Origin of the sequence: Streptomyces sp. NPDC059994 (assembly GCF_042737755.1) — a bacterium.
Lineage (GTDB): Bacteria > Actinomycetota > Actinomycetes > Streptomycetales > Streptomycetaceae > Streptomyces.
In genome coordinates, this window is record NZ_JBHWUR010000174.1 from 1 (window position 1) to 10,155 (window position 10,155).

A 10,155-nucleotide genomic window follows, 5' to 3' on the forward strand; every position below is an offset into this window, starting at 1 on the left:
GTATAAGACACCCGCCCTCGTACGAGCCGGACCGGCCGCCGCGCCGCTGAGGCCGGCGACGGCCGGGGCCGCCCGGGTGGCGCGGCGCTCCACGGGCCTGCTGCCCCAGCTGCTCGGCCTCGCCGGGGGCCGAGCCGCGCCGCGCGCGGCACCGCCACCCACCTCGATCCGCGCGCCGCGGAGGCGCTCTCCGCGGCGCGCGCGGCCGTCGGCGTGCCCCCGGCGCGGGCCGCCTTGCCAGAATGGAGGGATGACAGGGCGCTGGGAGTTCTGGATCGACCGTGGCGGCACCTTCACCGACGTGGTGGGCAGACGGCCCGACGGGCACCTGGTCAGCCGCAAGCTCCTCTCCCATGACCCGGAGCGCGACCGCGACGCCGCGGTAGCCGGGATCCGGCTGCTGCTCGGCCTCGGGCCCGACGAGCCGGTCCCGGCCGACCGGATCTCCGTCGTCAAGATGGGCACCACCGTCGCCACCAACGCCCTCCTGGAGCGGCGCGGCGAGCCCACCGTCCTCGTCGTCACCGAGGGCTTCCGGGACGCGCTGCGGATCGCGTACCAGAACCGGCCGCGGCTGTTCGACCGGCACATCGTGCTGCCGGAAGCGGTGTACGCGCGGGTCGTCGAGGTGGCCGAGCGGGTCGACGCGCACGGCGCCACCGTCCGCCCGCTCGACCTCGCGGGCGCCACCGAGGGGCTGCGGGCCGCCCGCGCGGAGGGGCTGCGCAGCGCCGCCGTCGTCCTGATGCACGGCTACCGCTACCCGGACCACGAGCTGGCCGTCGCCGAGGCCGCCCGCGCGCTCGGCTTCACCCAGGTCAGCTGCTCGCACGAGGTGAGCCCGCTCATCAAGCTGGTGCCGCGCGGCGACACCACCGTGGTGGACGCCTACCTCTCGCCGATCCTGCGCCGTTACGTCGACGAGGTCGCCAGGGAACTCGACGGCGTACGGCTGATGTTCATGCAGTCCAACGGCGGCCTGCGGGAGGCGGCGCACTTCCGGGGCAAGGACGCGGTGCTCTCCGGACCCGCCGGCGGCGTGGTCGGCATGGCCCGCACCTCCGGACGGGCCGGCTACGCGCGCGTGATCGGCTTCGACATGGGCGGCACCTCGACCGACGTCTCGCACTACGCGGGCGCCTTCGAGCGGGACTTCGCCACCCAGGTCGCCGGGGTGCGGATGCGCGCCCCGATGATGAACATCCACACCGTGGCGGCGGGCGGCGGCTCGGTGCTCCACTTCGACGGACAGCGCTACCGGGTCGGCCCCGACTCGGCGGGCGCGGTCCCGGGCCCGGCCTGCTACCGGCGCGGCGGCCCGCTCACCGTCACCGACGCCAATGTGATGCTCGGCAGGATCCAGCCCGCCCACTTCCCGGCGGTGTTCGGCCCCGGCGGCGAACTGCCGCTGGACGCCGAGGTGGTACGGGAGGGGTTCGCCGCGCTGGCCGCCCGCACCGGCGGCGGCCGCACCCCCCAGGAAGTCGCCGCCGGATTCCTGGAGATCGCCGTGCTCAACATGGCGAACGCGGTCAAGAAGATCTCCGTGCAGCGCGGCCACGACGTCACCCGCTACGCCCTGACCAGCTTCGGCGGCGCGGGCGGCCAGCACGCCTGCGCGGTCGCGGACGCGCTCGGCATCGACACCGTCGTCGTACCGCCACTGGCCGGAGTCCTCTCTGCCTACGGCATCGGTCTCGCCGACGCGACCGCGATGCGCGAGCGGTCCGTCGAGGCGGAGCTCGACGAGGACTCCGTCGGGCGGGTGCGCGAGCTGTGTGGCGCACTCGCGGCACGCACGCGTGCCGAACTGCGCGCCGACAGCATCCCGGACGAGGCGATCACCACCCACGCGCGCGTGCTGCTCCGCTACGCCGGTACGGACGCGAGCCTGCCGGTGGCCCTGGACACGGCGGACGCCATGAAGGAGGCGTTCGAGGGCGAACACCGCGCGCGGTACGCCTTCACCATGGACAAGCCGCTGGTCGTGGAGGCGGTGTCGGTGGAGGCCGTCGGCGCCGCCGGACCGCACGGCGCCCCCGAGGTCGAGGAGTACGCGCGCGAGGGCGCGAGCGGCCCCTCCGCAACCGTGGGCATGTTCGTGGCGGGCGAGCGCCGGGACGTCCCGCTGTACCGGCGCGCCACCCTGCGCCCGGGGGACACGGTGGCCGGGCCCGCGATCGTCGCAGAGGCCGACGCCACCACCGTGGTGGACGACGGCTGGCAGGCCGCCGCCGGTGCCCTGGGGCATCTGCTGCTCACCCGGGTGCGCCCCCGCCCCGGCCGCACCGCCGTCGGCACGGACGTCGACCCGGTGATGCTGGAGGTCTTCAACAACCTCTTCATGGCGATCGCCGAGCAGATGGGCGTACGCCTGGAGAACACCGCCCACTCCGTCAACATCAAGGAACGCCTCGACTTCTCCTGCGCGCTCTTCGACGCCGAGGGCAACCTGATCGCCAACGCCCCGCACATCCCCGTGCACCTGGGCTCGATGGGCGAGTCCATCAAGGAGGTGCTGCACCGCAACGCGGGCGCCATGCGGCCCGGCGACGTCTACGCCGTCAACGACCCGTACCACGGCGGCACCCATCTGCCCGACATCACCGTGGTGACCCCGGTGTTCGACGGCGAGGAGCTGCGGTTCGTGGTCGCCTCGCGCGGCCATCACGCCGAGATCGGCGGCATCACCCCGGGCTCCATGCCCGCCTTCAGCCGCACCATCGAGGAGGAGGGAGTGCTCTTCGACAACTGGCTCCTTGTCCGGGACGGACGGCTGCGCGAGACGGAGACGCGGGAGCTGCTGACCGGCGCCGTCCACCCCTCGCGCGACCCCGGCACCAACCTCGCGGACCTGCGCGCCCAGATCGCCGCCAACGAGAAGGGCATCGCCGAACTGCGGCGCATGACCGACGAGTTCGGGCTCGACGTCGTCCAGGCGTACATGGGACATGTGCAGGCCAACGCCGAGGAGTCCGTGCGGCGGATCGTGGCGGGGCTGAGCGACGGCTCGTACACGTACGAGACCGACGGCGGCGCCGTCATCCGGGTCGCGGTCACCGTGGACCGCGAGAGCCGCAGCGCCGTACTGGACTTCGCCGGCACCTCGCCGCAGCAGCCGGGCAACTTCAACGCGCCCCGGTCGGTGGTGATGGCGGCCGTCCTCTACGTCTTCCGGACGCTGGTGGACGACGACATCCCGCTCAACAGCGGCTGTCTCAAACCCCTGGAGGTACGGGTGCCGCCGGGCTCGATGCTGGCGCCGGAGCACCCGGCCGCGACCGTCGCCGGAAACGTCGAGACCTCGCAGGCCGTCACCGGCGCGCTCTACGCGGCCCTCGGGATCCAGGCCGAGGGCTCGGGCACGATGAACAACGTGACCTTCGGCAACGACCGGGTGCAGTACTACGAGACGGTGGCCGGCGGATCGGGCGCGGGAGACGGATTCGACGGCGCGGACGCCGTGCAGACCCACATGACCAACTCGCGCCTCACCGACCCCGAGGTGCTGGAGTGGCGCTATCCGGTGCGCGTGGACGCCTTCGCCGTACGCGAGGGCAGCGGCGGGCGGGGCCGGTGGACGGGCGGCTGCGGGGTCGAGCGCCGGATCCGCTTCCTGGAGCCGATGACCGTCGCCCTGCTGACCGGCCACCGGCGCGTCCCGCCGTACGGCATGGCGGGCGGCGCGCCCGGCGGGCTCGGCGCGAACCTGGTGGAGCGCGCGGACGGCCGCAGCGAGCCGCTGGGCGGTGTGGACACGGTCGAGGTGGGCCCCGGGGACGTCCTGGTCGTCCGCACGCCCGGAGGCGGCGGCTACGGCTCCTGACGCCTCCGTTCCTGACGCCTCCGTACGGAAGAGGGGCCCCGTCGTACGGGCACGAACCGCAGCGGTGTGCCGGGCGCGGCCTGTGCGGCGGCGGCCAGATCCGCCCCGGCGACCACGCCCACCACCGGATACCCGCCGGTGGTCGGATGGTCGGCCAGGAACACCACCGGGCGCCCGTCAGGCGGCACTTGGACCGCGCCCCACACCATGCCCTCGCTGGGCAGCTCGCCGTGAACGGCCCGTTCGAGAGCCGGGCCCACGGTGCGCAGGCCGATGCGGTTGCTCGCGGCGGAGACCCGGTAGCGGCCGGTGGCGAGGGCGGCGAAAGCATGCTCCGTGAACCAGTCGGAGCGCGGCCCCGGCAGCATCCGCAGCACCAACTCCCGCGGCGGCCCCGGCGCGGGGGCAGCGTCCACGCGCGCGTAGTGCTCGGCCGGATGCCCCAGGGGCAGTACGGCGCCGTCCGCGAGCGGCGCCGGGCCGAGCCCCGAGAGCAGATCGGTGGAGCGGCTGCCGAGGACCGGCTCGACGGCGATCCCCCCGGCGAACGCCGCATAGGAGCGCACTCCGCGTACGGCGGCGCCGACCTCCAGGACGGCCCCCGCGGGCACCCGCACCGCCGCGCCCCACGCCGCCGGGCGCCCGTCGACGGCCACCGGGCAGGGCGCCCCCGTCACCGCGACGGTGACGGCCCGGCGCGGGCGCACCGCGCACCCGTTCAGCGTCGTCTCCAGGACGGCGGCGCCCGGCGGATTCCCCACCAGCCGGTTGGCGAGGCGGCTCGCGGGCAGGTCGAGCGCCCCCGAGCGCGGCACGCCGAGGTGGGCGTGGCCGGGGCGCCCCTCGTCCTGGACGGAGGTGAGCGCGCCGGCCCGCACCACGCAGAAGGCCCGGTCCGTCATGCCCCGCCCCGGGGGACGAAGCGCACCCGGGTGCCCGGTGCGAGGAGTGCGGCGGGCTCCCGGTCCGCGTCCCACAGCACGGCGTCCGTGGTGCCGACGAGCTGCCAGCCGCCCGGCGACGAGCGCGGATAGACGCCGGTGTACGGGCCCGCCAGGGCGACCGACCCGGCGGGGACCGAGGTCCTCGGGGTGGCCCGGCGGGGCACCCCGTACCGCTCGGGCAGCCCGGTCAGATAGCCGAAGCCGGGCGCGAACCCGCAGAAGGCCACCCGGAATTCGGCCGCGCAGTGGATCCGCACCGCCGCCTCGGGCGAGACGCCCCACACCGCCGCGACCTCGGCCAGGTCGGGGCCGTCGTAGCGGACCGGGATCTCCACCGCCGCGCCCACGTCCGCGCGCGGCGGCGTGACCTCCCAGCCGGGCAGCAGCGCCGCGAGGCGCGCCGGATCGTCCAGACCGTCGAGCAGGACCGTACGGGCCGCCGGGACGATCTCCCGTACGGGCGGCAGGCTTCCGGCGGCGCGGCGGCGCAGCAGCTCGGCGTGGAGGGCCTCGGCGTCCTCGCCGCTGTCCAGCTCGACGAGGAGCGCGCGGTCGCCGACCGGCAGCGTCCGCATCGGCAGGGCACGTCTCACGCGAACGCCTCCACCCGCACGCCCGCGCCCTCCAGGGCGTGGCGCACCCGGTGGGCGAGGGCGGCGGCGCCGGGGGTGTCGCCGTGCAGACAGAGCGAACGCGCGCGTACGTCGACGCTCTCGCCGGTAGCGGCGACCACGGTCCCGGCCCCGGCCAGGGCGAGCGACCGCTGGACCACCGCGTCAGGGTCGGCCACGACCGCGCCGCTCTCGCCGCGCGGGACGAGCGTGCCGCGCGCGGTGTAGGCGCGGTCCGCGAACGCCTCGGTGACGACGGGCAGTCCGGCCTTCTCGGCCCGCGCCAGCAGCCGGGAGCCGGGCAGCCCGAGCACCGGCAGCGCGCCGCCCGCCAGGCACACCCCTTCGACGACGGCCGCCGCCTGCTCCTCGTCGTGGACGACCCGGTTGTAGAGCGCGCCGTGCGGCTTGACGTAGGCGACCCGGCTGCCCGCGGCCCGGGCGAAGACCTCCAACGCGCCTATCTGGTAGGCGACCTCGGCCGCCAGCTCTTCCGGCGGGACGTCCATGGCCCGCCGCCCGAACCCGGCCAGATCGCGGTAGGAGACCTGGGCGCCGATCCGCACCCCGCGCTCGGCCGCCGTCGCGCACACGCGCCGCATGGTGGCCGCGTCGCCCGCGTGGAAGCCGCAGGCCACATTGGCGCTGGTGACGACGGACAGCAGCTGCTCGTCGTCGGTCAGCCGCCAGCGGCCGAAGCCCTCGCCCAGGTCGGCGTTGAGGTCGATGACCGGGGTCACGTCAGTTCCTGTCCACGTGTCTCGGGCAGTCCGAACAGGGCCACGAAGGCCAGCGCGTAGCCGATCGCGCCGAGGGCCAGTGCGCCGCCCACGCCCCAGCTGTCGGAGAGGTAGCCCACGAAAGTGGGCAGGAAGGCACCGACGGCCCGGCCGCTGTTGTACGTGAAGCCCTGGCCCGTCCCGCGTACCGCCGTCGGATAGAGCTCGCTCAGGAACGAGCCGAACCCGCTGAAGATCGCGGACATGCAGAAGCCCAGCGGGAAGCCGAGAACGAGCAGCAGGGTGTTCGCGCCGGACGGGATGTGCGTGTACACCAGGATGCAGAGCGCGGACAGGACGGCGAAGAGCTGGATGTTCCGCTTGCGGCCGAGCCGGTCGCTGAGCACTCCGCCGGTGAGATAGCCGAGGAAGGCGCCGGAGATCAGGAACGTCAGATAGCCGCCGGTGCCGACGACGGTGAGCCCGCGGTCGGTCTTGAGGTAGGTCGGCACCCAGGTGGCGAGCGTGTAGTAGCCGCCCTGGACACCGGTGGAGAGCAGCGTCGCGAAGAACGTGGAGCGCAGCAGGTCCTTCTTGAAGATCGCGGCGAAGGAGCCGCGCCCCACGCCGGCCGCGCGCCGCTCGGCGGCCTCCGGGGCGTCGCTGACGTTGCGCCGGATGTAGATCACCAGGAGGGCGGGCAGTGCGCCCGTCCAGAACATCACGCGCCAGGCGGTGTCCGCGTCCACGTAGTGGAAGACCAGCGTGTAGACGATGACGGCCAGCGCCCAGCCCGCCGCCCAGGCGCTCTGCACGGCGCCGAGGGTCCGGCCGCGCTCCTTGGCCGAGGCGTACTCGGCGACCAGGACCGCGCCGACCGCCCACTCGCCGCCGAAGCCGAAGCCCTGAAGGGCGCGGCAGACCATCAGCGTCTCGTACGTCGGCGCGAAGCCGCAGGCCACGGTGAACACCGCGTAGGTGATCACCGTGATCATCAGCGCCTTCACCCGGCCGATGCGGTCGGCCAGGATCCCGGCGAGCGCGCCGCCGACCGCCGAGACCACCAGGGTCACCGTGGTGAGCAGGCCGGTCTGGCCGTGGTCGAGGCCGAAGTACGCGCCGATCGCGACCATGCTCAGCGGCAGAGTGAAGTAGTCGTAGGAGTCGAGGGCGTAGCCGCCGAACGCGCCGCCGAAGGCGCGGCGGCCGCGCGGACCGAGGGCCCGCAGCCACCCGAACGGGCCGCCGATGCTTGGGAGTTCGCCCTCTTTCTGCCGTGCTTGGGTCGTGCTCATCTGCACCTCGCAGGGGGAGCGTGCGCGTGGGGTGGGGTGGGGTGGGGTGGGGTGGGGTGGGGTGGGGTGGGGTGGGGCTGTGCGGTGCGGCTGTGCGGTGACGCCCAAGTTAGAGGATCGTTGAACAATCCGACAAGAGTCGTGTCGGAACGTTCTTCCGTCCCCCGCTCCCTTTCCGTCCTTCTACGATGGAAGCCGTGCGTCGCCGGGAGCCCGGCGGGGGAGTGAGGAAGCCGTGGGAACGACGGAGTCCGAGGTCGGCGGGCTGGCGGACGACCGCCCGCTGCTCGGCCGCACCAGTACGGCCGAGCGGGTCGCGGACATCCTGCGCGGCCGCATCGCCGAGGGCTACTTCCCGCCGGGCGAACGCCTCGCGGAGGACAGCATCGGCAAGGCGCTCGGGGTCTCGCGCAACACGCTGCGCGAGGCGTTCCGGCTGCTGAGCCACGAGCGGCTGCTGGTCCACGAGCTCAACCGCGGGGTGTTCGTGCGGATCCTGGCGGTCGAGGACGTCGAGGACATCTACCGGACCAGACGTCTGGTCGAGTGCGCCGTCGTCCAGGGCCTCGGCAGGCCCCCGTACGCGCTGGAGACGCTGGACGCGGCGGTGGCGGGCGGGGAGCGGGCGGCCCGGCGGCACGACTGGAAGGGCGTCTCCACCGCCAACATCCACTTCCACCGGGAGCTCGTCGGCCTCGCGGGCAGCGCGCGCACGGACGAGCTGATGCGCGGTGTCCTGGCCGAACTGCGGCTCGCCTTCCACGTGGTGGACGACCCGAAACGGCTCCATCAGCCCTATCTCATACGGAACCGGAATATTCTGGAAGCGCTGCGGTCGGGCGAGCGGAGCGGGGCGGTCCGGCTGCTCGCCGACTATCTCGACGACTCCCGGAGGCAGTTGGTGGAGGCGTACGCCGGGCTGGTGGCGGCCGGCGACTAGCTGGCGGGGGCGGCGGCCGGGCGGTCGTATCTGCGCCGTTTCGACCGTTGTCAGTGCGAGGACCTAATCTGTGCAGCGTGACTTCGCCTGCCTCGACGGAACCCGTTCCGCCCCAGCTCAGCGCGGCGCCGCGCCCGGCACCGGGCCCGGCCGCCGACGAGGGGCTGGCGCGCAGGCTGCGCGCGCTCGCCTGCACCGCCCCGCTGCACGACCTGGACGTGCGCAAGGCGAACCTCGCGGGCGAGTACTCGGTCTACGCGATGGCGGAGGTCGCCCTCGCCTCGATCGACCTCGTCACGCTGAACATGGACTTCGACACGGGCGCCGACCACGAGCAGATAGTGGCCAGGCTGATCCCGCGGGTCGCCGCGCAGGCGCCGGGCCGCCCCGCCGCCGAGCACGAGCGGGTGGCCCGCTGGGTCCTGGAGAACCTGATCAACGTCGGCAGCGTGGACCGCGGCTTCCGCGCGGTGTACGGGACGTTCAGCCCGGACGGCGTCTATGTGCGCCGGGACTACGACTTCAAGCTGATCGAAGAGGTCCCGGGGTACGGGGGCAGCGTCTACCTCCGTACGACGGACGAGGCCGTGAACGTGCTGGTGGGCGCGCTCGACACGGATGTCACCAGCGCCCAGATCGCCGCCGAGGTGAAGCTGGAGGTGCTGATCAGCCGGGGCAGGCTGGCCGACGCCCAGCTCGCCGCCGAGCAGGCGCGCTACCGGACCGTGCAGTACGCGGAGACCCTGCGCCGCACCCTGGAGGCGACCCGGCGCAACGTACGCGCGGTCGACTGGCTGAACGCGGTCCCGGACATGATCGCGGAGGCGCTCGACCACGTGGCGGACCGCTACCGGCACGAGAACGCGATCCTGACCAACATCCGCAAGGCCCGGGACGAGGCGGAGGAGCCCGAGAACAAGCGGCGGGCCGCCGAGCTCGTCGACATCGTCAAGGACTGCATCCGGCGCCACACCCAGCTGCAGTCGCGCCTCCTGGAGGCCGGGCCGCTGTTCCGCGCCGAGCAGGACCGCCAGGCGTTCGCGCGCCCGGCCACCCGGACCGGCCTCGACCTGTACGGGCAGCTGGTCGCGCCACTGCTGCCGCTGCCGGTCGAGGACGCGACACGGGTGACGGACGCGTTCTTCGCGCGCGGGACGGGGCTGCGGACGCCGGTGTCGGTGCGGGTGGCCGACCTCGTCGACATACTGCTCACGCCCCCGATGGAGCGGGAGCACCTCGGCGCGGAGATGCCCGAGCCCGATCTGATCGCCACGCCCGACGACAGCCGCTTCAGCGAGGAGCAGCTGGCGGCGGCGATGGAGCTGCTCGACCTGGAGTACGACGCGCCGCGCCGGCTGTCCGGTCTGCTGGCCGAGGCACGTGGGCTGGACCCGGAGCTGCCGTACCTGGTCGCACTGCTCGCGGTGCACGCGGCGAGCCCGCCGGTCGGTACGGCGTACCGGCAGGGCGAGGAGCGGCTGCTGTTCGCCGTCGACGACGGGACGCAGCTGGAGGACCCGGAGTTCGGCGGGGCGGACCTGATCGTGGGGACGGCCCGGCTGGACGCGGCGGGGATGGCGGCGGCCCGGGAGGCGGCGTGATGGCCCCACCCCGCTTCGGGGCCGCGCCCCGGCCTCCGTTCGCCTGCGGGCCGTCCGTGGCTGGTCGCGCGGTTCCCCGCGCCCCTTGGGGGCGGGAGCTTCGCTCACCGCCCCGGCTCCTCAAACGCCGGAGGGGCTGAAACGTGGCCCGGCCCTCTTCTGCCTGTCGTCAGGGGCGCGGGGAACCGCGCGACCAGCCCCCCGGGCCCGCAGAAAAAC

General features: G+C 74.1%; 7 protein-coding genes. 3 read left to right on the forward strand and 4 right to left on the reverse strand.

Annotated elements, in window-relative coordinates:
• The first annotated feature begins 250 nt into the window (after positions 1-250).
• Positions 251-3,826 (forward strand): hydantoinase B/oxoprolinase family protein, encoded by a 3,576-nt coding sequence (locus ACFWA7_RS38640; protein ID WP_385827859.1) that lies wholly within the window; start codon positions 251-253, stop codon positions 3,824-3,826.
• On the opposite strand, the gene ACFWA7_RS38645 is transcribed toward ACFWA7_RS38640, so the two are convergent.
• From ACFWA7_RS38645 to ACFWA7_RS38660, 4 genes are read right to left on the reverse strand one after another with little or no spacing between them, the layout of a single operon-like run.
• Positions 3,814-4,728 carry a biotin-dependent carboxyltransferase family protein gene (locus ACFWA7_RS38645; RefSeq protein WP_385543220.1) on the reverse strand — a complete coding sequence of 305 codons (915 nt, stop codon included), beginning with the start codon at positions 4,726-4,728 and terminating at the stop codon, positions 3,814-3,816. The two genes, ACFWA7_RS38640 and ACFWA7_RS38645, sit on opposite strands and share 13 nt — an antisense overlap.
• A complete protein-coding gene (gene pxpB / locus ACFWA7_RS38650) occupies positions 4,725-5,345 on the reverse strand; it encodes a 5-oxoprolinase subunit PxpB (protein WP_385827867.1) in 621 nt (206 codons plus the stop codon). Before pxpB ends, ACFWA7_RS38645 begins: the two co-directional genes overlap by 4 nt.
• A gap of 14 nt (positions 5,346-5,359) precedes the next feature.
• The gene (locus tag ACFWA7_RS38655; RefSeq protein ID WP_385827861.1) at positions 5,360-6,121 is read right to left on the reverse strand and encodes a LamB/YcsF family protein; all 762 of its coding nucleotides are present in this window, start codon (positions 6,119-6,121) and stop codon (positions 5,360-5,362) included.
• Positions 6,118-7,395: an MFS transporter gene (locus ACFWA7_RS38660; protein WP_385827863.1), complete on the reverse strand. Its 1,278-nt coding sequence runs from the start codon at positions 7,393-7,395 to the stop codon at positions 6,118-6,120. Before ACFWA7_RS38660 ends, ACFWA7_RS38655 begins: the two co-directional genes overlap by 4 nt.
• Before the next feature lie 235 nt (positions 7,396-7,630).
• Between ACFWA7_RS38660 and ACFWA7_RS38665 the strand changes: the two genes are divergently transcribed.
• A complete protein-coding gene (locus tag ACFWA7_RS38665; RefSeq protein WP_385827865.1) occupies positions 7,631-8,335 on the forward strand; it encodes a GntR family transcriptional regulator in 705 nt (234 codons plus the stop codon).
• A 77-nt stretch (positions 8,336-8,412) separates the two neighbouring features.
• Positions 8,413-9,936 (forward strand): hypothetical protein, encoded by a 1,524-nt coding sequence (locus ACFWA7_RS38670; protein WP_385543208.1) that lies wholly within the window; start codon positions 8,413-8,415, stop codon positions 9,934-9,936.
• The last annotated feature ends 219 nt before the right edge of the window (positions 9,937-10,155 follow it).